Origin of the sequence: Streptococcus parasanguinis (assembly GCF_016648925.1) — a bacterium.
GTDB lineage: Bacteria > Bacillota > Bacilli > Lactobacillales > Streptococcaceae > Streptococcus.
Genome location: NZ_JACLQX010000014.1, coordinates 18,685 through 41,277 on the forward strand (window position 1 = coordinate 18,685; position 22,593 = coordinate 41,277).

At 40.9% G+C, this 22,593-nt stretch carries 17 protein-coding genes and 1 tRNA gene; 13 read left to right on the forward strand and 5 right to left on the reverse strand.

Annotated elements, in window-relative coordinates:
* The first annotated feature begins 2 nt into the window (after positions 1-2).
* From H7T97_RS06365 to H7T97_RS06390, 6 genes are all read left to right on the forward strand, one after another.
* Positions 3-932, forward strand: coding sequence for a glycosyltransferase family protein (locus H7T97_RS06365; RefSeq protein ID WP_003014514.1), 930 nt, complete (start codon positions 3-5; stop codon positions 930-932).
* Positions 929-2,170 carry a hypothetical protein gene (locus tag H7T97_RS06370; RefSeq protein WP_003014546.1) on the forward strand — a complete coding sequence of 414 codons (1,242 nt, stop codon included), beginning with the start codon at positions 929-931 and terminating at the stop codon, positions 2,168-2,170. Before H7T97_RS06365 ends, H7T97_RS06370 begins: the two co-directional genes overlap by 4 nt.
* Positions 2,163-3,617 carry a flippase gene (locus H7T97_RS06375; RefSeq protein ID WP_021154071.1) on the forward strand — a complete coding sequence of 485 codons (1,455 nt, stop codon included), beginning with the start codon at positions 2,163-2,165 and terminating at the stop codon, positions 3,615-3,617. The genes H7T97_RS06370 and H7T97_RS06375 overlap by 8 nt, the downstream gene beginning before the upstream one ends.
* 1 nt (position 3,618) lies before the next feature.
* Entirely contained in the window at positions 3,619-4,725 is a 1,107-nt protein-coding gene (locus H7T97_RS06380) for a glycosyltransferase family 4 protein (protein WP_061455832.1), read from the forward strand.
* 219 nt (positions 4,726-4,944) lie between these two features.
* The gene (locus tag H7T97_RS06385) at positions 4,945-8,745 is read left to right on the forward strand and encodes a GBS Bsp-like repeat-containing protein (protein WP_201089806.1); all 3,801 of its coding nucleotides are present in this window, start codon (positions 4,945-4,947) and stop codon (positions 8,743-8,745) included.
* Positions 8,746-8,886: 141 nt separating this feature from the next.
* Positions 8,887-11,658, forward strand: a complete 2,772-nt coding sequence (locus H7T97_RS06390) for a GBS Bsp-like repeat-containing protein (protein WP_201089808.1) — start codon at positions 8,887-8,889, stop codon at positions 11,656-11,658.
* A gap of 446 nt (positions 11,659-12,104) precedes the next feature.
* Here the strand turns inward: H7T97_RS06390 and H7T97_RS06395 are convergent, their stop codons facing one another.
* On the reverse strand, positions 12,105-12,968 hold the full coding sequence (locus H7T97_RS06395; RefSeq protein WP_201089810.1) for an RluA family pseudouridine synthase: 864 nt from the start codon (positions 12,966-12,968) through the stop codon (positions 12,105-12,107).
* A 103-nt stretch (positions 12,969-13,071) separates the two neighbouring features.
* Here H7T97_RS06395 and pbp2a point away from each other — a divergent pair, with 103 nt between their 5' ends.
* Positions 13,072-15,306 (forward strand): penicillin-binding protein PBP2A, encoded by a 2,235-nt coding sequence (pbp2a, locus tag H7T97_RS06400; protein ID WP_049483801.1) that lies wholly within the window; start codon positions 13,072-13,074, stop codon positions 15,304-15,306.
* Between the two features lie 41 nt (positions 15,307-15,347).
* Here the strand turns inward: pbp2a and ypfJ are convergent, their stop codons facing one another.
* Entirely contained in the window at positions 15,348-16,262 is a 915-nt protein-coding gene (ypfJ, locus tag H7T97_RS06405) for a KPN_02809 family neutral zinc metallopeptidase (protein ID WP_003009045.1), read from the reverse strand.
* Positions 16,263-16,406: 144 nt separating this feature from the next.
* On the opposite strand from ypfJ, the gene rpmG reads away from it, so the two are divergent.
* The 3 genes from rpmG (at position 16,407) to nusG (ending at position 17,469) form a co-directional block, all read left to right on the forward strand.
* Positions 16,407-16,559, forward strand: a complete 153-nt coding sequence (rpmG, locus tag H7T97_RS06410; RefSeq protein WP_003009043.1) for a 50S ribosomal protein L33 — start codon at positions 16,407-16,409, stop codon at positions 16,557-16,559.
* Positions 16,560-16,568: 9 nt separating this feature from the next.
* A complete protein-coding gene (gene secE / locus H7T97_RS06415) occupies positions 16,569-16,745 on the forward strand; it encodes a preprotein translocase subunit SecE (protein WP_003002261.1) in 177 nt (58 codons plus the stop codon).
* A 187-nt stretch (positions 16,746-16,932) separates the two neighbouring features.
* Positions 16,933-17,469: a transcription termination/antitermination protein NusG gene (gene nusG / locus H7T97_RS06420; RefSeq protein ID WP_003002077.1), complete on the forward strand. Its 537-nt coding sequence runs from the start codon at positions 16,933-16,935 to the stop codon at positions 17,467-17,469.
* 251 nt (positions 17,470-17,720) lie between these two features.
* Here nusG and H7T97_RS06425 read toward each other — a convergent pair whose 3' ends face one another.
* The gene (locus H7T97_RS06425; RefSeq protein WP_070661552.1) at positions 17,721-18,479 is read right to left on the reverse strand and encodes a hypothetical protein; all 759 of its coding nucleotides are present in this window, start codon (positions 18,477-18,479) and stop codon (positions 17,721-17,723) included.
* Between the two features lie 147 nt (positions 18,480-18,626).
* Positions 18,627-18,697 (reverse strand) — tRNA-Cys (locus H7T97_RS06430).
* Positions 18,698-18,961: 264 nt separating this feature from the next.
* Here H7T97_RS06430 and rpsB point away from each other — a divergent pair.
* Both rpsB and tsf read left to right on the forward strand, forming a co-directional pair.
* Positions 18,962-19,744: a 30S ribosomal protein S2 gene (gene rpsB / locus H7T97_RS06435; RefSeq protein ID WP_003002189.1), complete on the forward strand. Its 783-nt coding sequence runs from the start codon at positions 18,962-18,964 to the stop codon at positions 19,742-19,744.
* Between the two features lie 82 nt (positions 19,745-19,826).
* Entirely contained in the window at positions 19,827-20,867 is a 1,041-nt protein-coding gene (tsf, locus tag H7T97_RS06440; RefSeq protein ID WP_003001949.1) for a translation elongation factor Ts, read from the forward strand.
* A 492-nt stretch (positions 20,868-21,359) separates the two neighbouring features.
* Here tsf and H7T97_RS06445 read toward each other — a convergent pair whose 3' ends face one another.
* Positions 21,360-21,830, reverse strand: a complete 471-nt coding sequence (locus H7T97_RS06445; protein WP_003002130.1) for a COG2426 family protein — start codon at positions 21,828-21,830, stop codon at positions 21,360-21,362.
* Between the two features lie 154 nt (positions 21,831-21,984).
* Between H7T97_RS06445 and H7T97_RS06450 the strand changes: the two genes are divergently transcribed.
* A complete protein-coding gene (locus tag H7T97_RS06450; RefSeq protein WP_003001978.1) occupies positions 21,985-22,506 on the forward strand; it encodes a Dps family protein in 522 nt (173 codons plus the stop codon).
* Positions 22,507-22,593 lie beyond the last annotated feature (87 nt).

Below are 22,593 nucleotides of genomic sequence, written 5' to 3' on the forward strand. Positions count from 1 at the left end.
CTATGTACTCATTAATTATTACTGATTACAAATCAATGAGTGATACAGTAGATTATATAAAAAAGTTTATTGATATATATGTCGGGAATGATGTACATTACATTATCGTAGATAATAGTGCGGAAGAATTGGGGAAACAATTCTTACAAGATTCTAAAGTTGAATTTACTTCCTCTGCTTTTAATGGGAAAAAAGTTTATTCTTTTGAAATTTCACAAAGGAAAATTTATATAATTGATTCCAATGAAAATGGTGGATACTCTAAAGGCAATAATTTAGGTGCAAAATTTGCAATTCAGAACTTTGATACACGCTATCTAGTTTTTTCAAACAATGATTTAGAGTTTCCTAATGGTTTACAGTTGAATGAATGTAAAACTATCATTGAAACGAGCGATCATCCAATAGGTATAGTTGGTCCTAAGATTCTCACTCCTCAAGGAGATATTCAAAGTCCTCGTAAGCGGATGAATTTTGTAGAAGAGATGATACTTCAGGATTATAATAGGCAGTGGTTTAATAGTAAGATACATAAATGGATTGATATTGACTATACTGCTCCTGAGGGTGAGACTGGATGGGTTAGTGGTAGCTTTATGTTTGTTTCTAGAAATGCTTTTGAAGCAGTATCAGGATTTGATGAAAATATTTTTCTCTATTGTGAAGAAATGATTTTAAGTGAAAGAATGAGGAATAAGGGATATATGACTTATTTCTATCCTGAATGGACAATTTATCATTATCATAGAGGAGCGCATAATCCTGAGTCAGAGAAAATTGGCCGTGTATCAAAAAAATACTATTACAGAGAATATAGAGGGGCATCTAAACTTTCTTTGAAAATATCTGATATGTCCTACTTCTTATGTAAAAAGATATATCGATTGAAAAAAATATTGGATGGTACGTATTTCAAGGAGAAAAAACATTGAAATTTAATAAATATCTTTTTCTATTTTTACTATTTTTCTTGATTGAATTCAGAGGTTTTTATCTAGTAAGTTGGCCGAATTTACTGGGAGGAGCGGCCAGTAATAAATTAGGAGTTGCATTCTATTCTTTAATATTATTTTTGGCATACTTTATCTATAATAAAGGGAAACTTAAACTAGGTATTTTTGGAAATTATATCCTAATCTTTTTTCTAATTCTGTTTTTTAATTCGCTTGTGTCAATGTATTTATTTGATTACTCGATTACGCAAGTATTGTGGGATGTTCTTCCTTATTCAATTTTACTCCTTTATTTTCCTCTTTGCGAGATATTTAAGACAGAAAGAAACTATAAGCTTTTTGTTAAAATCGGTCAGATAACCATTTCAATAGTATCAATATTATTTGTTATGCAAGTATACAGATATCATGGCTTGCAAACATTGTTTTTGAAAATTGAAGAGATTATTCCTATAAGTTATATTTATAATTTAACAGTACCTTTACGTATTTATAGTGTTTTTGAGGGACTTGTTCGGGTATTTGTTATATTGGTGGCATGGAAAATTATTGCAAATCATTTTAAAAAATCATTTTTTGATATAGTTAGTTTATTATTGATGTTAGTTGCTATTTTTTATGTTGATCAGTCGAGATACTATTTGGTGACTGTACTAATAGTCATTCTTTCAATGTATTTCATATACAATAAGCGTAGACTAACTCTATCCTCATTATTATGGACTCTTATTTTAGGGACGGCGGGTTTATTCATTATTTCAAATAAATTTGGTTCAATATCTGATAGTATTTCGGATAACACCGGCTCCTCTTTTGCTCGAACAGGTGCAATAGAATATTATTTTAATAAAATTTTTACTTATCCATTTGGTTTAGGATTGCATACTCCGGAAAAGGGCACTTCTTTATATTATTTTATAAAAGGGCCTGATGGATTTTTTAATTATGATGATATCGGGATATTTGGAACATTAGGTTCTTTGGGGGTGCCAGGGTTTGTATGGTATATCCTTTTGACTATAAATTTAATTATGACGTGGGTAAAGAAACTTAGTTCCAACGTATTAATAACAGGCCTACTGATTAGTTTTCTGATGAGCCTTCCAATCATGTCATATATTGATAGACCTCGGATTATTGCGTTAACGTTGACACTAGTTATTATCAATAATGAATCTGCAAAATTAAACAGAGATGGAGAGTTAATAGATGACTAAAAAAATGGGAGTGAATGCGGCTTTAAATTTATTTAAAACAGCACTTTCAATTATATTCCCTTTAATCACTTATCCCTATATCAGTAGAATATTAGGTGTGGAGAACCTAGGAAAAATTAATTATACAGCTTCTATTGTAGGTTACTTTTCTTTAGTTGCTGCACTTGGGATCTCTACTTATGCTATTAGGGAAGGGGGGCGTATTAGATCTGATTCTAAGAAATTAAGTCATTTAGGTAATCAAATTTTTACTATAAATATTTTATCGACGATAGTATCCTATCTGTTGTTAGTATTAGTTGTATGCTTATTTATTCCGAATAGAGAATATCAAATTCTGATTTTTATTCAAAGTTTGACAATTGTTTTTACAACACTCGGAGTGGACTGGATAAACGTTCTTTTTGAGGATTTCCTTTATATTACGATTAGAAGTATCATTATACAAATTTTATCGTTGATATTGATGTTTGTTCTTGTTAAAACAGCTAGTGATTTATATCTATATACATTTATCTCAGTAATTGGTTCAGGGATATCTTGTATTTTAAATTTAATCTATTGTAGAAAGTATTTAAAACTCTCTCTTGTTTGGAGACTTGATCTAGTAAAGCATTTTAAGCCAATTATTGTCTTGTTTTCTGGTGGTCTAGTAATTAGTATCTATGCTAATTCTGATATGCTAATATTAGAGTGGTTTAAAGGAGCATATTACGTTGGATTGTATGCTGTTGCAGCCAGAGTATATACAATATTAAAAAATTTATTAGCTTCAATCTATTCTGTTACAATACCTAGGTTGTCACATTTGTTTGGAGAACAGAAAATTGACGAATTTAAAAAAAGTTATACTCAAATACTTTCAGTGGTAACTCTAATCTTAATTCCAATGAGTGCAGGTCTTATTGTCCTATCTAGGGAAATTATTTTATTTTTAGGTGGAATAAAATTTATCGATGCCACTTTAACATTACAGTTACTAGCAATTAGTTTAATTGGAGCCATATTTGGTGGGATATTAACTTATGGGCTTAATATACCTATCGGACGTGAAACTGTAAACTTAACAGGAGCTCTATATGGAATTGTTGTAAATATCGGAATTAGTCTTCTTTTAATTCCAGTATTTTATCAGAATGGTGCTGCAGTAGCAACGATTGCATCAGAATTTTTTATTGTTTTATATAACTTTCTGGTTGTAAGAGAAAGCGGGAAGTACATTAATTTTGTACTATGGAGACAGAACTTAGTTCAAGCTTTACTAGGTTTCTTTTCAATAATAGTCATTGGTTTTGGGTTTAAGTTATTCGTAACTAATTCACTTCTTTTAATTTTTAGCATTACTTTAGTAAGCTTAATCATCTATTTATTAGAGCTCAAACTTTTAAAAAATCCATTGTTAGATCATATTTTAGATATAGCTAAACATAAATTTAGGAGGGGTTAGTTTGAAGATTGTAATTCCAAGAATTATTCATAACAAAGAACAATTGACCTGGGATTGGTCTGGTACAATAACTAATATTAAAAAGTATTTAGGAAAATACGAGATTGTTGAGGAACAGAATATTTTTTATACTTTTAGAATGAATGTGCACAAAGTGCTTGTTCGTTTAGGTATTAGAAAATCTGATATGAACATGACGTATATAAAATATGCTGAAAATCAAGTTCATCTCTCTCCAAAGGATGTTTGTCTTACATTTGATGAGTTTCCTTTATCTTTTCCTGATAATCCAGTGTATATCTATCAAGACTTGAATCTTCATTATTTGATAGAGAGTTCTCAAAACAATAGTCAATCATTCAAATATAGTGGTTTTCAAAACGTCTCGGCAGATATTCTAGATAGTCGAATGAGAAAACAGGAAACATTTTATAATCAAGCCACTGGAATATTTACTATGAGTAAATGGTTTTCAGATTACCTAATAGCTCAACAAGGGCTTCCAGTTGAAAAAGTTCATTACGTGGGAGCGGGAACAAATATGGACAACCTATTACTTGAGCACTCACATAAGGGACGAAATAAATTTTTATTTATTGGCAAAGATTTTTTGCGTAAAGGTGGAAATCTTGTTTATAATGCTTTTGTTTATTTGCAAAATAATCTCATGCCAGAGGCAGAGTTGTACATTATAGGTCCCTCAGATGCACCGATGGAATTTAACAATCCGAATGTTTATTTTTTAGGGAATCTACCAGCTGATAAGGTACAATATTATTATAATCTTTGTGATGTATTTGTTTTACCTTCTCGATTTGAAGCATTTGGAATTGTGTTTGTTGAAGCTCTTTGCTATGGTTTACCATGTATTGGACGTAATTTAATGGAAATGCCAAATCTAATTCAAAATAATGAAACAGGATTATTAATACCTGCTGAAGAGGAAAACCCACGGGTTTTAGCTGATAAAATGTATAATCTAATAAAAGATGAAAGCTTCTTTAGAAATGTTCAGATGAAACAAGATTATTATAAAGCAGAATATTCGTGGGACACAGTTGCAAAAAGAATGATTTCAGTGATGAAACAGGATTTAGATCAGGTATAATTCTTTTTCTAATTAAATTTTTGACAACTACCGATTGTAGTAAATAATTTATTTGGGATATGAAAAATAGTTTAATAGCAAAAGAAGTCAGATAGACTTCTTTTTTTAGTTTTTCAAAAAATATCACTAATTTTAAAAATTTGCCTTATAAAACTTTTCATCGCTGAAACCGTGTGGTAAAATGATTAACGTATAAAATTTGTATAAAGGGAAGTTTATATGAAAAAGAAAGATCTTATTTTTTATGCCGGAGCGGCAGTCTTGATGGCTGTATCTGCTCAGGGAGTCAGTGCAGATGAACTGGTTCCAAACGAGGCTGCTACTACTGAAGGCAACCAAGTCCAAGCTGAAAAAGCGCCAGAAGTGGCCGTTGCTGAAAAGTCGGTAACACCTGTCGCAAGCAACTATGCAGCACCAGCAAATGTGACCGAACAGCCTGTAGCACCTGTGAACAAGGTCGCGGCTTCAGAAAGTGGGGCTCCATCTGTAGAGAAAGCTACAGAAGCATCGACTACTGAGAAAGAAGAAACTCCTCTTCAGTCTAATACAGGAAGCACGACCTTCTTTAACACAGGCGCTCACGCTCCAGCTGGTCGTTCAACAGATGTGGCGGTTCAGCCAAAATCATTCGTTGATGTGAGTAGCCATAACGGAGACATTAGTATTGGAGACTACCGTACCCTAGCTAATAAAGGCGTGGGCGGTGTCGTTGTCAAATTGACAGAAGACACTTGGTACAAGAACCCGAATGCGGAGAACCAAATTCGTAATGCACAAGCTGCGGGTCTGCAAGTATCGACGTACCACTTCTCACGCTATACTTCTGAGGAAGCAGCGCGTGCAGAAGCGCGATTCTACATTGCAGCTGCACAACGTTTGAGTTTGCCAAAGAATACCCTCATGGTCAATGACTTTGAGGATGCCAAGATGCAGCCAAACATTAACCGCAACACCCAAGCTTGGGCTGACGAAATGCGCAAAAATGGCTACACCAACTTGATGTTCTACACCAGTGCTAGCTGGTTGGATGAAAACAACCTTCGCAAGAAAGGTCCTGTTAACACCGCTCAATTTGGGCTTCAGAATTTCTGGGTTGCTCAATACCCTTCTCCAAAACTGTCTGTAAACGATGCGAAAAGCTTGCGTTACAATGGGAAAGCTGGCGCGTGGCAGTTTACTTCTCAAGCGGAATTGCTTCCAGGAAAACACCTCTTTGACCACAGTGTGGACTATACCGGTCGCTTTACAGCGAACGCAAAACCTGCAGCGGATCCAACAGAAGGCAGCTTAAGTGGGAAGATTGACATTGTCAATAACGATACTATGACGGGCCGCTTTGACGTTGTCATCTCAAATGTTAAGGCACCAAATGGAGTTCGAAGTGTTTCTGTACCGATCTGGTCAGAAACAGGTGGTCAAGATGACCTTGTTTGGTATACAGCCAACCGTCAAGCAAACGGAACCTATACTGTTAATGTAAAAGCGTCCGATCATAAAAACTCAACCGGTCTTTATAATGTTCACCTTTACTATGTTCAGAACAATGGACAAATGACGGGTGTGGGTGGAACAACGACAAATGTTTACATCGGAAAACGACCAGAGGATTTAAAACCAAGTGGCACGCTAACGATTGAGAATAATAATGCTGAAACAGGAACCTTTGATGCAGTTATTCGCAATGTAGTAGCTCCAAATGGCTTGAAAGAAGTCTTGGTTCCAACTTGGTCAGACAAGAACTGGCAGGATGATCTAGTATGGCATAAAGCGGTTCGTCAAAGTGACGGCAGCTACCGAGCAACTATCAAAGCCTCAGATCATAAAAATGAAGATGGTAAATACAATGTCCATGTTTATTATGTAGATCAAGCTGACAAACGAAATTACATCACAGAGACTACAACAGAAGTACACCACGTTAAACCAAGTGGCACTGTCACCATTGAGAATAATAATTCAGAGGCAGGAACCTTTGATGCAGTTATTCGCAATGTAGTAGCTCCAAATGGCTTGAAAGAAGTTTTGATACCAACCTGGTCAGACAAGAACTGGCAAGATGATCTAGTATGGCACAAAGCAGTTCGTCAAAGTGACGGAAGCTACCGAGCTACCATCAAAGCCTCAGATCATAAAAATGAAGATGGTAAGTACAACGTCCATGTCTACTATGTAGATCAAAATAATCAACGGAACTACATAACAGAAACCACGACATACATCACAAAGACTGCGACAGAAGTACACCACGTAAAACCAAGTGGCACGTTAACGATTGAAAATAATAATGTTGAGACGGGCACGTTTGATGCAGTTATTCGCAATGTAGTAGCTCCAAACGGATTGAAGGAAGTCTTGATCCCAACCTGGTCCGACAAGAACTGGCAAGATGATCTAGTCTGGCATAAAGCAGTTCGTCAAAGTGATGGAAGCTACCGTGCGACTATCAAAGCCTCAGACCATAAAAATGATGACGGTAAGTACAACGTCCATGTCTACTATGTGGATCAATCTGACAAACGAAACTACATCACAGAGACTACAACAGAAGTACACCACGTAAAACCAAGTGGCACGTTGACGATTGAAAATAATAATGTTGAGACGGGCACGTTTGATGCAGTAATTCGTAATGTAGTAGCTCCAAACGGATTAAAAGAAGTCTTGATCCCAACATGGTCCGACAAGAACTGGCAAGATGATCTAGTATGGCATAAAGCAGTCCTTCAAAGTGATGGAAGTTACCGTGCAACTATCAAAGCTTCAGACCATAAAAATGAAGATGGTAAATACAATGTCCATGTTTATTATGTAGATCAAAATAACCAACGGAACTACATTACAGAAACCACGACAGAAGTGCGTCAAGCCCGCCGTTCTGGTACAATCTTGATCCAAAACAACAACAAGGATACAGGTACCTTTGACGTCATTATCAAGGATGTATACAGTCCTAAAGGGGTGCGAACTGTGCAAGTCCCTACATGGTCGGATAAGGATGGACAGGATGATCTCCGCTGGTACGAAGCGACTCGTCAAGCAAACGGAGACTACAAGGTATCGGTCAAAGCGAGCGATCATAAGAACTCTACTGGTAAATACCATATTCACCTTTATTACATTCAAAATGATGGTTCTCGTGTAGGTGTTGGTACCACGACTACAGAAGTTGAATTCCGAAATGCCCAGACCAAGACGCAAGCTGCTATCAAGAATGTCAATGCAACGAACGGGACTTATACAGTAGCTGTAGATCAGGCACCTCAGGGACGTCAGATTAAGAATATTCGTGTCGCAGCTTGGTCTAAAGCGCACCAAGAAAATCTATACTGGTATTCCGCAACACCGACAGGTATGCATACAGAGATCACTGTCTCTGCCAATAACCACGGTAATGAAGCGGGCAACTACACCACTCACGTCTATGTAGACTACAAAGATGGGGGAGTTGAAGGTTTTAACCTCGGTCAGACAGCCTTGTCTCCACGAAATCAAAAGGTGAATCCACAAACAACCTATTATTCTCAACGGGATCCTCGTTGGGCTGGGAAATATTACGGTGTGAGCAATGTCGATCAGTCAGGTTGTGTGCCAACCTCCCTTGCTATGACCTTTACAGATATCCTAGGTAGAACTATTTTGCCAACAACAGTAGCTGATTATCTCTACAACAATACTGATTCATTCAACAAAGGTGAAGCAGGAACAGATTCTGATGGGATTGTAGCTGCCACTCGTAACTGGGGCTTGAAGAGCCAATTGATTAATGGAGCTGGAGGCATTGCAGAAGCTCTCATGGCTGGCAAGCATGTACTTGCTGCGGTAGGCAATAGCCAATTCACTAGCGATCCTTATACTCATGAATTGGTCTTGCATGGTTATGACAATGGAAGAACCTATGTTCGCGATCCTTATAATAGTGGCAACAACGGCTGGTACTCCATTAACTATCTTCACTCCATTAAGAGTAAAGATCCGATGGATAATAAGCTTGGAGCACCTTTCTTCTCAATTTTTGCATAAGCTAATCAGAAGGCCAATCTGGCCTTCTTTTTTTCTTTAAAAATAGGATTCTTCTCATGATATTGTTTCTTGATCTGGCGGTTTGTGCTATAATACTACTATGTGGGTACAATCCGTATAAAAAATTGTAAGGGAAGATACATGAAAAAGAAAGATCTTATTTTTTATGCTGGGACAGCCGTTTTGTTAGCTTTTTCGACACAACAAGTCAAAGCCGATGAGCAACATGCGTCCGATCAAACACCAGAAAATACATCAGCTGTCGTTGCAACAACAACTTCATCAGAAGCGCAGAATACTGTAAGCGAAGGAGTGGGAGTTGAGAAAGGTATTCAGACAGAAAATACCGTTGCAACAGAGGCAACACCTGCCACACCGACTCTTAGCAATAACCAGTCTTCTGACAAGGGCACTAGCGACAAGGTTGCATCAGAGAAACCAGCACCAACTGTGGTAGTTAGTCGCGCACCATATGGCGCACGCGCACGAGTGGTAGAATCAGAAGATAATAGTTTGCCGGTTGAGAAAGTAGAGAAACCAAGTGGCACGCTAACAATTGAAAATAATAATGTTGAAACAGGAACCTTTGATGCAGTTATTCGCAATGTAGTAGCTCCAAATGGCTTGAAGGAAGTCTTGATCCCAACCTGGTCAGATAAGAACTGGCAAGATGATCTAGTATGGCACAAAGCGGTTCGTCAAAGTGACGGCAGCTACCGAGCAACTATCAAAGCCTCAGATCATAAAAATGAAGATGGTAAATACAATGTCCATGTTTATTATGTAGATCAAGCTGACAAACGAAATTACATCACAGAGACTACAACAGAAGTACACCACGTAAAACCAAGTGGCACGTTGACGATTGAAAATAATAATGTTGAGACGGGTACCTTTGATGCAGTTATTCGCAATGTGGTAGCTCCAAATGGCTTGAAAGAAGTCTTGATCCCAACCTGGTCAGACAAGAACTGGCAAGATGATCTAGTATGGCACAAAGCAGTCCTTCAAAGTGATGGAAGCTACCGTGCAACTATTAAAGCAGGCGATCATAAAAATGAAGATGGTAAGTACCATGTCCACGTCTACTATGTGGATCAAGCAGACAAACGAAACTACATCACAGAAACCACTACAGAAGTACACCACGTAAAACCAAGTGGTACTTTAACAATTGAAAATAATAATGTTGAGACGGGTACCTTTGATGCAGTAATTCGTAATGTAGTAGCTCCAAACGGATTAAAAGAAGTCTTGATCCCAACATGGTCAGACAAGAACTGGCAAGATGATCTAGTATGGCACAAAGCAGTCCGTCAAAGTGATGGAAGTTACCGTGCAACTATCAAAGCCTCAGACCATAAAAATGAAGATGGTAAATACAATGTCCATGTTTATTATGTAGATCAAAATAATCAACGAAACTACATCACAGAAACCACTACAGAAGTACACCACGTTAAACCAAGTGGCACTGTCACCATTGAGAACAATAATTCTGAAACAGGCACATTTGATGCAGTTATTCGTAATGTTGTTGCACCAAATGGCTTGAAGGAAGTCTTGATTCCAACCTGGTCAGACAAGAACTGGCAAGATGATCTAGTATGGCACAAAGCAGTCCGTCAAAGTGACGGCAGCTACCGTGCAACGATTAAGGCAAGCGATCATAAAAATGAGGATGGGAAGTACAATGTCCATGTCTACTATGTAGATCAAAATAACCAACGAAGCTATATTACAGAAACTACGACAGAAGTGCGTCAAGCCCGCCGCTCTGGCACGATCCTAATCCAAAACAACAACAAGGATGCGGGTACCTTTGACGTCATCATCAAGGATGTCTACAATCCTAAAGGTGTGCGGACCGTTCAAGTCCCTACTTGGTCTGATAAGGACGGCCAAGATGATATTCGCTGGTATGAAGCGACTCGCCAATCAAATGGAGACTACAAGGTATCGGTCAAAGCGAGCGATCACAAGAACTCTACTGGTAAGTACCATATCCACCTCTACTATATCCAAAATGATGGTTCTCGTGTAGGTGTTGGTACCACGACTACAGAAGTGGAGTTCCGAAATGCCATGACTAAGACGCAAGCTTCTATTAAGAATGTCAATTCTGGTGCTGGAACCTATACGGTAACAGTGGATCAAGCGCCTCAGGGACGTCGGATTAAGAACATCCGTGTCGCAGCCTGGTCTCAAGCGCACCAAGAAAATCTTTTCTGGTATTCAACAGCACCTTCTGGAATGCATACAGAAGTGCAGGTCTCTGCAGCCAATCACCAGTACCAATCAGGTAACTATACCACTCACGTCTATGTGGATTATGTCGATGGTGGCGTTGAAGGCTTTAACCTTGGTCAAACAGCCCTTCATCCCCGTGCGACAGTAGATCAAACTGCTTTTAGTCCTCGTGTAACGAATGGACAACGGGACCGTGTCTTACGGGCAGCAGCTAGTCTAGTAGGCGTTCGTGGCGGAACTGCAGCTCACCAACAATTGGTCAATGATTACAACAGTGTCAAACCACTTCCAGTAGGTTATGCAGTGAAGACGACCGATGACTGGTGTGATATCTTTGTCACAACCGTCTTCCAGCGGGAAGGTTTGAGCGGTTTGATTGGTCGTGAATGTGGAGTCGAACGTCACATCCAGATCTTCAAACGCTTGGGCATCTGGAATGAAGATGGTACCACTACACCAAAAGCAGGGGACATCATCACCTTTAACTGGGATCAAAATAGCCAACAAAACAATGGCTTTGCGGATCACATCGGAATTGTCGAAAGCGTCTCAAACGGAATCATTCATACCATTGAAGGAAACTCCAACAACCAAGTCCGTCGCAATACCTACCGAATCGGACATGGCAATATCCGTGGATTTGCAACCCCACGCTATCAATAATAAAAAGGGAGTGGGAAAGAACTCCGACTAGTAAAAAGAGTTCGTCTTCCCACCCCCGCACAGTTGATTAGGTCATCTTTGGAGCTTAAAAAGCGAACAAAGATGCCAATCAACCACTGCGTCATACAGTTATTTCTATCAAATATAAAAAGGCTGAACAGTTTTTGTCCAGCCTCTTTTTGTGGCTTCTTTTTTGAATGCAGATAAGTTTTTAAAATAAAATGAGAGATTCTGTCAATTGTTTAAAATGATTTTTATCTTTTGAAATATTCGATTATGACTGGAGACTTTACGCAGTGAGAAAAGTGCTTGAAATATTAGAATTTCAAGCACTCGGGAGTTTTGAGACCTGGGGCTCAAAACTAAGTCATGGAACTTCTTTGAAGTTCGCTGACGTCCGTACTCACTTAAGGAAAGTCTCTAAGAAGACTATTTCGGTTCTTTTCTCATTTTTTCAACCCTTCTTCAAAACTCTTAGAAGGGGCCTCGACTTGGATGGTTTCAAGCGTTAATGGATTGGTGAAGGTCAAGCGATGGGCATGGAGCATGAGTCGCTCTCCGCGTTCAGGGTTATAGAGAGGATCCCCGACAATCGGGTGCCCATGATGGGAGAGATGCACCCGGATCTGATGGGTACGCCCCGTCTTGAGCTGGCATTTGACCAGGCTGTTTCGCCCGATTTTTTTCAGTTGCGTCACCTGGGTTTCTGCGTACTGACCTTTGCGTGGATCGACCAGGCGCTTGCGCCGATCGTGGCGATCACGTCCGATTTTATCCTTGAAGACCATCGTTTTTTGCGTCAAGCTACCTTGAATCAAGGCCCAGTACTCGCGTTGGATTTTTTTATCTTCCAAAATTCGGTTGAGAATGGGTAGGATAAAAGGATTTTTGGCAAATAAAATCGCTCCGCTGGTTTCCTTGTCTAAGCGGTGCACGACGTAGCAGGTAGATCCAACATAGCTGGAAACATGGTTGAGAAGAGCAATTTCTGTCGGCTCATTGGCATGGGTTTTCATACCTTCGGGCTTATTGACGATGATGACATGCTCATCCTGATAGAGTTCTTCGACCAGACTCGGGTCTCCGGCTGGGAGCACTTTTTCAGGGTAATCGTCCGCGTCAAAGATCAGCTGGATCTGGTCTCCTTTTTGAACGGGGCTCTGCCAGTTGATGGTCTCGCCATTGACCAAGACGTGCTTCTTGGTTCGTAAAAAATGCCGGATCTTACGGGGAATGAGGAAGTAGTCCTCAAGCAGCTCTTTCACAGTCATCTGGGGAAAGGATTGTGGAATGGTAAATTGATAGTTCATGACCCTATTGTAGCAAAATCTAAGCTTAAAGAAAACTAAATGGGAGAAGGGGATGAGCTATCTTTTCTTGCTAGGACAAGGATAAGGTGTTACAATAACAGGTATGAATAGAATAAAAGAATTATTTGAAAACCTGATCACTTTTTTTAGAAAGGATCATCCACCCAAAGCGGTGGCAGAAGAAGTGCCAGACACGGAACTACCGGAAGAGACAGTAGAGCCGACCTATAGTCGCTCAGGCAAGCACAGAAGCAAGCCTCTCTCTCAACACCCCTTCCGTCGTTTTTGGCGCAGATTCCATTTGACCAAGATTCTCCTGATCATTGGGCTAGGCTTTAGCCTCTTGACAGGGGGCTATCTTTTCTACCTTGCTAAGACGACCAACGTCAAGGATTTGCAGAATGCACTGAAGGCGACCACCATTATCTATGATAAGAATGGGGACCAGGCGGGAAGTTTGACCGGGCAAAAAGGAACCTATGTCGAACTCGATGCCATTAGTGAGAATCTGCAAAATGCCGTGGTCGCAACAGAAGACCGGAGCTTTTACAAGAATAGCGGGATCAACTATGGTCGCTTCTTCTTAGCGATTTTGACCCTGGGTCGCTCAGGTGGTGGGTCGACCATCACCCAGCAGCTAGCTAAGAATGCTTACCTGTCTCAGGACCAGACGGTGGAGCGTAAGGCCAAGGAATTCTTCCTGGCGCTTGAAATCAATAAGAAATACAGCAAAAAAGAAATCCTCACCATGTACCTCAACAATGCCTATTTTGGAAATGGGGTTTGGGGAATTGAGGATGCTTCCAAGAAGTATTTTGGGGTTTCAGCCAGTCAATTAAGCCTGGATCAGTCTGCGGTACTCGCCGGTATGCTCAAGGGACCTGAGATCTATAACCCGCTCTATTCAGTAGAGAATGCGACCAATCGCCGCAATACGGTCCTCCAAAATATGGTGGCGGCTGGCTATATTGACCAGAAAACGGCTGATCAGTCGGCTGCTGTCGATATCCATGGCCAGCTGGTCGATGCCTATGAAGGCAAGTCGGAGGATTACCGCTACCCATCCTATTTTGATGCGGTCATCAATGAAGCGGTCAATGAATACGGCCTGACCGAAGAAGACATTGTCAAAAATGGCTACCGGATCTACACCGAGCTGGATCAAAATTACCAAGCAAGCATGCAGGTGATCTATGACAATACGGCCCTCTTCCCAGTAGCAGAAGACGGCACGCGCGCGGAATCTGGTAGTGTGGCGCTTGATCCTAAGACCGGAGGGGTTCGGGCTCTCGTAGGGCGTGTCGGCAGCGATCAAAATCCAGGTTTCCGTACTTACAACTACGCTACCCAGGCTGCTCGTAGTCCAGGATCAACCATCAAACCTTTAGTCGTCTATAGCCCAGCTGTTGCTGAAGGTTGGTCGACCAATAAGGAGTTGGACAATAGTACCACCCAATATGGAAGCTATGAGGTCAATAACTATGCGGGAATCCAGTCTAGCCCAACGGTACCGATGTACCAGGCCTTGGCAGAGTCCCTTAACCTTCCAGCCGTAGCGACCGCTAATGATTTGGGTCTCGATACGGTCTTTGAATACGGGAAAAAATTCGGACTCAACATGGACAAGGTGGACAAGTCGCTTGCCGTTGCCTTGGGAGCTGGTGTGACAACTAATCCGATGCAGATGGCTCAGGCCTATGGAACCTTTGCTAACGGCGGGGTCATGAATGATGCTCACCTCATTACCAAGATCGAAAATGCAAGTGGCCAAGTGGTCAAGAGCCACAGCCAGAAATCAACTCGAGTGCTTAGTGGTTCAACGACAGATAAGATGACCAATATGATGCTTGGGACCTTCAGTAATGGTACAGGGGTGAACGCTGCGCCTTATGGCTATACCATGGCAGGGAAAACCGGTACGACAGAGACCAGCTTTAACAAGGACCTCTCTGGAGACCAATGGGTGATCGGCTACACGCCAGATGTGGTCATCAGTCAATGGCTTGGTTTCCCAACGACCGATGAAAATCACTACCTGACGGACAGTAGTGCTGGAACGGCGTCCGAGATCTTCCGCAATGTTGCCAACAGTGTTCTGCCTTATACAGACGGTACCCAGTTTGACTCGGTGAAGAACTCTTATGCTGAAAACGGCATTGCACCAGTCGGAGAAGAAACGACAGAAACAGATAGCAAAGAAGACAAAGGTTTCTTTGAGGATGTCAAAGAAAAGGCGTCGAATATGGTCGATAATGCGAAAAAAGCAATCGACGAGGCCGATATCCCAGGAAAAGCGAAAAACGCTTGGGATACCTTCAAAGGCTGGCTTGGCTTCTAATCAAAAAAACGATTCAGAAATCCTTCTGAATCGTTTTTTGTTTAAAGTTCACTATCTGACAAGCTAAAGGTATCGCCGTGTTGAAGATCCCCGTACTGGTAGCCTCGTTTGAACCAGCGCATGCGTTGCTCTGAAGTTCCGTGGGTAAAGCTATCTGGTACCGAGTAGCCGTAGGCTTGCTCTTGGAGAGTGTCATCCCCGACTGCATGGGCTGCATTCATGGCTTCTTCGATATCGCCGATATCTAGAAGGTTTCGGTCTTGAATGGAGCGGGCCCAGACACCGGCTAGATAATCAGCTTGTAGCTCAATGCGGACACTGATGGCATTTCGTTCCTTTTCAGAAAGGCCTTGTTGCATCCGATGGTATTTGCCAAGGATTCCCAGCTCATTTTGTACGTGGTGGCCGACTTCGTGGGCGATGACGTAAGCCATGGCAAAGTCCCCGCTAGCCTTGTATTTGGTTGTTAATTCCTTGTAGAAGCTCATATCCAAATAAATCTTTTTGTCGGTTGGACAGTAGAAAGGACCAGCCGATGCTTGCCCAACCCCACAGCCTGTCTGTGTCCGTCCGGTATAGAAGACTAGTTTGGGCTCATGGTAAGTGCGTCCTTCAGCTTGAAAGACCTTGTGCCAATGATCTTCTGTTGTCCCAAGGACCTTGCTGACGAACTCAGCATCTGCATCATCGACATGGGTCTTGTTGGTGCGCGTGACTTGGGTGGATTGGTAAGGTTGAGAAGAAGTCCCATTTCCAAAGAGACCCCCAAGGCTAGCGCCACCACCTCCTAGAAGAACCAGAAGAAGGATGAGGACGATCTTACTTTTGAAGCTCCCCGGCGATAGTAAGATCTGTAAAATGCCTCCGCCAAGATTACTATTGCCTGAAGACTGGGAGTAGCTTTGCCCCCTGCGGTCTTCGATATTTCTACTTTCTTTTAGGTTATCACTTTTCATATTCGTCTCCTTTTGTTTTATTTTACCAAAAATGAGGAGAAAACCAGAGTGATAACGCTTTAGATTTGTTTTTTTCTTGACAGGAGATTTTCTGTTCTTGTCAAAACGTGGAAAACTTGCTATAATGGGGTGAACGGAGGCGTTATGGCATTAAAAAAAGCAAGTCTAGCGTGTACGGTTTGTGGGTCACGCAATTACTCCATTAAGTTGAGTGGGACGCCAAAACCAACACGTCTAGAAGTCAATAAATTCTGCAAGCATTGCAGCAAGTATACCATCCATAAAGAAACACGATAGGAGAGAGTTGTGAAATTCATTAAAGATATTTTCGTCTTACTAAAAGATACAACTTGGCCAAATCGCAAGGAAAGATGGAAAAACTTTATCTCAGTGATTGAGTACACCGCTTTCTTTGTAGCATTGATTTATTTGTTCGACAAAGTCATTGCACGTGGCCTATTGCACATGATCAATTTCTTTTAAGAAAAGAAGCCATGCGGGATCCCAAGGGTCCTGCTTTTTATGGTCTTTTCTTAAAAATAAATCAGCAAACCTCTTTGCATTCCTGCAAAATGTGGTATAATGAAGTTAGGAAAAGGAAAGCCAAGAGGCTTTTTTTAGTATGTTCACAAAAGCTCGAGCAGGCTAAACAGAAAGAAAGGATGCCCAAATGGACAGTTTTGATAAAGGCTGGTTTGTACTACAAACCTACTCAGGATATGAAAACAAGGTAAAAGAGAATCTTTTGCAACGTGCGCAAACTTACAATATGTTAGAAAACATCTTGCGCGTAGAGATTCCAACTCAAACCGTACAAGTTGAGAAAAATGGTAAAACAAAAGAAATCGAAGAAAACCGCTTCCCAGGTTATGTCTTGGTAGAAATGGTCATGACAGATGAAGCTTGGTTTGTTGTCCGTAATACCCCGAACGTTACTGGTTTCGTTGGATCCCACGGAAACCGTTCAAAACCAACTCCATTGTTGGAAGAAGAAATCCGCAGTATCTTGCTCTCTATGGGTCAAACCGTTCAAGAGTTTGATTTGGATGTCAAGGTAGGCGATACAGTTCGTATCATCGACGGTGCCTTCACAGACTATACTGGTAAGATCACTGAAATTGATAACAACAAGGTGAAAATGGTCATTTCTATGTTCGGTAACGATACGGTTGCAGAAGTGAATTTGAACCAAATTGCTGAATTGTAAGAAAGAGAGAGTGGGACAGCTTCAACAGTCTGGGAGACTGTTGAAGGTTGCAGATAAAGGAAACATAGTTTCCGTCAACATAGGGCATCTTTGAAGCTTAAAAAGCGAACAAAGACTTAGGATACTTGCTTCGCAAGTTCTATCCGCCACCTCAAAGCAGTGCTTTGAGCACTCAACCACTGCGTCTTGCTCGACAATCCAAAAATAATTGAGAGGCTAGGACTTTTGTCCCAGCCTCTTTTGATTGCTTGTTATTGATTTTTATCCAGGCCAGTGATCTTTTTTAACTGCTTGGTTTCTGCAGTAGACGTAACATTGAAGATCTTATTTCCTTGTGTAGAGAAGCTAGATTCATCTCCGTTGCTATCTTTATAGACATAGCTGGTCCCATTTTCTGAACGCATAATGGCATAGGGTTTTCCGAGACGTTCGAGGGCCGTTTTTGGTGTATCGGATTTGGAAATGCTGCCAGTAGACTGGTGGTTGGCATCGCCCCCTCTTAGTCGGAAGGTGATATCTGTTAACACATTATTGCGGAAGAAAGCCATGATATCGCCATTGTCTGTTGCCCAAACATTGACTCCATCACCAGGATTCGCACTGTCTGTGCTACTTACGGGTTGACCAAAGGCTGCAACTACGTCATCGTAACTGCTTCTTTCTTTTGGCCCACCAACCTCTTGTCCATCTTCGGTTCTCAATACAAAACCGGTGGTAGGGTGGAGGTTCTTGAGTTTTTCGATCTCAGGAATGGATGCAGCTCCTGGCACATATTGGAGAGATGCGCCATCATCTGGATCCAAGCTGAAGCGACCTGAAAAATCATCTGAGCTACTGCTGTCTGAAGAAGTGCTCGACGATTTACTAGATGATGCTTTGGTAGAAGATTGTTTGATCGGTTTTCTAGAGCTAGAAGCTGTTTTTGCTGGTTGCGCAGAATTGGCGGGTGAGCAAGCGGCTAGTGTCACTAGTGAAAGAAGGCCGATCGCAAAGAAACGAATGTTTTTCATAAATACCCTTTCTAATGTGTGTGCTTCGCCTATCAGGCGAGGTTTTATTATATCAATAATCAAGGAATGGGGCAAATGGCAACAAAAAACCCCCTATTGCTAGGGGAATTTTTAAAAGATAAAAGATGATAAAAAATTTTATTATCAAGGCGGTAGACGGATTTGAACCGACGATCAAGCTTTTGCAGAGCCGTGCCTTACCACTTGGCTATACCGCCATAACATATAATATTGTAACCTAAAAATAAAGATAGGTCAAGAAAAACTTTTTACGTCAAACAACTTTAGAAAACCATTTCATCGTAGGGATTGAAAAAATCTCTCAAATAGCTTGCGAATTCTAGTGATTTCTGCTATACTTATAGAGTTGTCTAAGACAGCAAATACTCATCTCGGATCCATTGTGGCACCGTTGCCCTTGTGGTCGTGCTGCAAGTTGACGTCTGAGAGAGGAGAAAAAAACAAAAAAGGAGAAACTACTCATGGCAGTAATTTCAATGAAACAACTTCTTGAGGCTGGTGTACACTTCGGTCACCAAACTCGTCGCTGGAACCCTAAGATGGCTAAGTACATCTTCACAGAACGTAACGGAATCCACGTTATCGACTTGCAACAAACTGTAAAATATGCAGACCAAGCATACGACTTCATGCGTGATGCAGCTGCAAACGATGCAGTGATCTTGTTCGTAGGTACTAAGAAACAAGCTGCTGATGCTGTTGCAGAAGAAGCTGTTCGTGCAGGTCAATACTTCATCAACCACCGTTGGTTGGGTGGAACTCTTACTAACTGGGGAACAATCCAAAAACGTATCGCTCGTTTGAAAGAAATCAAACGCATGGAAGAAGATGGAACTTTTGAAGTTCTTCCTAAGAAAGAAGTTGCATTGTTGAACAAACAACGCGCTCGTCTTGAAAAATTCTTGGGCGGTATCGAAGACATGCCTCGTATCCCAGACGTAATGTACGTTGTGGATCCACATAAAGAACAAATCGCTGTTAAAGAAGCTAAGAAATTGGGTATCCCAGTTGTAGCGATGGTCGACACAAACACTGACCCAGATGATATCGATGTTATCATCCCAGCGAACGATGACGCTATCCGCGCTGTTAAATTGATCACTGCGAAAATGGCTGACGCTGTTATCGAAGGACGTCAAGGTGAAGACAGTGTTGCTACAGTAGAAGCTGAATTGGCAGCTACTGAAGGTCAAGCTGATTCAATCGAAGAAATCGTTGAAGTTGTAGAAGGCGACAACGCTTAATTTCATTCAATAAGTAACGAACCTAAGAGGGCAGGGCTCAGCCCGACCCTCTTATTTTATTAAAAAATATAGGAGAACAAAAATGGCAGAAATTACAGCTAAGCTTGTAAAAGAATTGCGTGAAAAATCTGGTGCCGGTGTCATGGACGCTAAAAAGGCATTGGTTGAAGTTGAAGGTGATATCGAAAAAGCGATCGAATTGCTTCGCGAAAAAGGTATGGCTAAAGCAGCTAAGAAAGCTGACCGTGTTGCCGCTGAAGGTTTGACTGGTGTTTATGTCAACGGTAATGTTGCAGCAGTTGTTGAAGTGAATGCTGAAACTGACTTCGTTGCGAAAAACGCTCAATTCGTTGAATTGGTAAACGCAACAGCGAAAGTGATCGCTGAAGGTAAACCAGCTAACAACGAAGAAGCTCTTGCTTTGACAATGCCTTCAGGTGAAACTCTTGAAGCTGCATACGTATCTGCAACAGCTACAATCGGTGAAAAGATTTCATTCCGTCGTTTTGCTTTGCTTGAAAAAACAGATGCACAACACTTCGGTGCTTACCAACACAACGGTGGACGTATCGGTGTTATCTCTGTGATCGAAGGTGGAGACGAAGCACTTGCTAAACAAATCTCAATGCACATCGCTGCAATGAAACCAACTGTTCTTTCATACAAAGAATTGGATGAACAATTCGTGAAAGATGAATTGGCACAATTGAACCACGTCATCGACCAAGATAACGAAAGCCGTGCAATGGTTGGTAAACCAGCTCTTCCACACTTGAAATTCGGTTCAAAAGCACAATTGACTGACGAAGTGGTTGCTCAAGCTGAAGAAGATATCAAAGCTGAATTGGCAGCTGAAGGTAAACCAGAAAAAATCTGGGATAAAATCATCCCAGGTAAAATGGATCGCTTCTTCTTGGACAACACAAAAGTTGACCAAGCCTACACTCTTCTTGCACAAGTCTACATCATGGATGACAGCAAGACAGTTGAAGCTTACCTTGAATCAGTAAATGCTTCAGTTATCGAATTCGTTCGTTTTGAAGTTGGTGAAGGTATTGAAAAAGCTTCAAATGACTTTGAAGCAGAAGTTGCAGCTACAATGGCAGCAGCTCTTAACAACTAAGAATAAAAAAATAAGAGGTTTCGAAGGAAACCTCTTTTTTGTGTGGAAAATATCTTATATCATTGTTTAAGCTGTTTTATAATATTAAACAAACTTTGTTTTCAAAAAATAACAGACGTTACCGAAGATTCATCCAGATACTTTCTGAAACTTTCCGCCGTGAGAAAAGTGCTTGAAACAATGAAGTTTCAAGCACTCGGGAGTTTTGAGAGTAAAATAGTTCGGGGAACTGTTTTAGCCTGAGCCTAAAAATTGAAGAGCGAAGGGGTTCAAAACTAATTGAACACGGGCTGCGGATTGTGTCAAAAAGATAAGTTTTCCTAGAATCTAAAGATTCTTCGTTAAACTTCCTATTTTGACTTTATCCGCGGACGCCCTTTGTATCTTGATTAGTCATGGAACTTCATAGAAGTTCGCTGACGTCCGTACTCACCTAAGGAAAGATTCAGAGAAGATATTATGTGAATTGATATCATGGGCTCATTCATTTGCTTAATGTGCGAAGGTATCGATTCCTAGGAGCAGGGACAGGGTTCCCATGATGAGGCCGGCTAGGATTACTCCGAGCATGACTGCGAGGCTACTGCGTTTGAAGTCCCAGTCGAGGATAGAAGCTGCAAGGGCTCCAGTCCAGGCACCAGTTCCGGGAAGAGGAATTCCCACAAAGAGCAACAAGGCCCAGAAGATACCCTTGTCACCTGCAGCTTTTTCTAATTTCTGTCCGCCTCTATGACCCTTATTGAGACACCAGCTAAAAAAGCCTCCGATAATTGGTTTTTTTGCCCCCCAAGTAAGAATATGGCGGGCGAAAAAGAAGATCAGAGGGACAGGGAGAAGATTTCCGATCACTCCGATCAGGAGCGCTGTCCATAAGGGAATACCATTTGCAATGGCAAAAGGGATGGCCCCGCGCAATTCAACAAGGGGCACCATGGAGATCAGGAAGGTAAAGATATATTTCATTAGTCAAGCCTTTCGATTAGTCTTCTTCATTCTATCGTATCTTTTCTCAATTGACAACTATGATCTTTTTTAATCTTTTATCTTGACTTTCTGGTGGAGGAAGCATATAATAAAGACATAGTTAATTAGAATCATTATAAAAAGGAGAAATGACATGACAACTATGAAACATGAAGCAGCTACTGATGTAGCAACTTTTGCACCTTCAAATAAAGAAACTCTTCCAGAAACAAAAGCTCTCTTGAACCAAGTCGTAGCAGATCTCTACGTGGCTCACATTGCCCTTCACCAAGTACACTGGTATATGCGTGGACGTGGCTTTATGGTTTGGCATCCAAAAATGGACGAATACATGGACAGCTTGGATGCAACCTTAGATGAAGTGAGCGAACGCTTGATCACTCTTGGTGGTGCGCCATATTCTAGCATGACTGAATTTTTGGAACACAGCAATATTGAAGAACGCCGTGGAACATTTACAAAAAATGTAGAAGAAAGCTTGACACGTGTTCTTGAAATCTTCCATTACCTTGATGGCCTTTACCAAAAAGCTTTGGATGTTACCGATGCTGAAGGCGACGATGTAACCAACGATATCTTTGTTGGGGCTAAAGCAGAACTTGAAAAGAACATTTGGATGGTGGCTGCTGAACTTGGTCAAGAACCAGGATTATAAGATCATAAAAAAATAGAAGCCGTGGGCTTCTATTTTTTTGGTTTGTAGGAGATTTCCACTAATTAAAGGAATTCTTAATCTAACTAT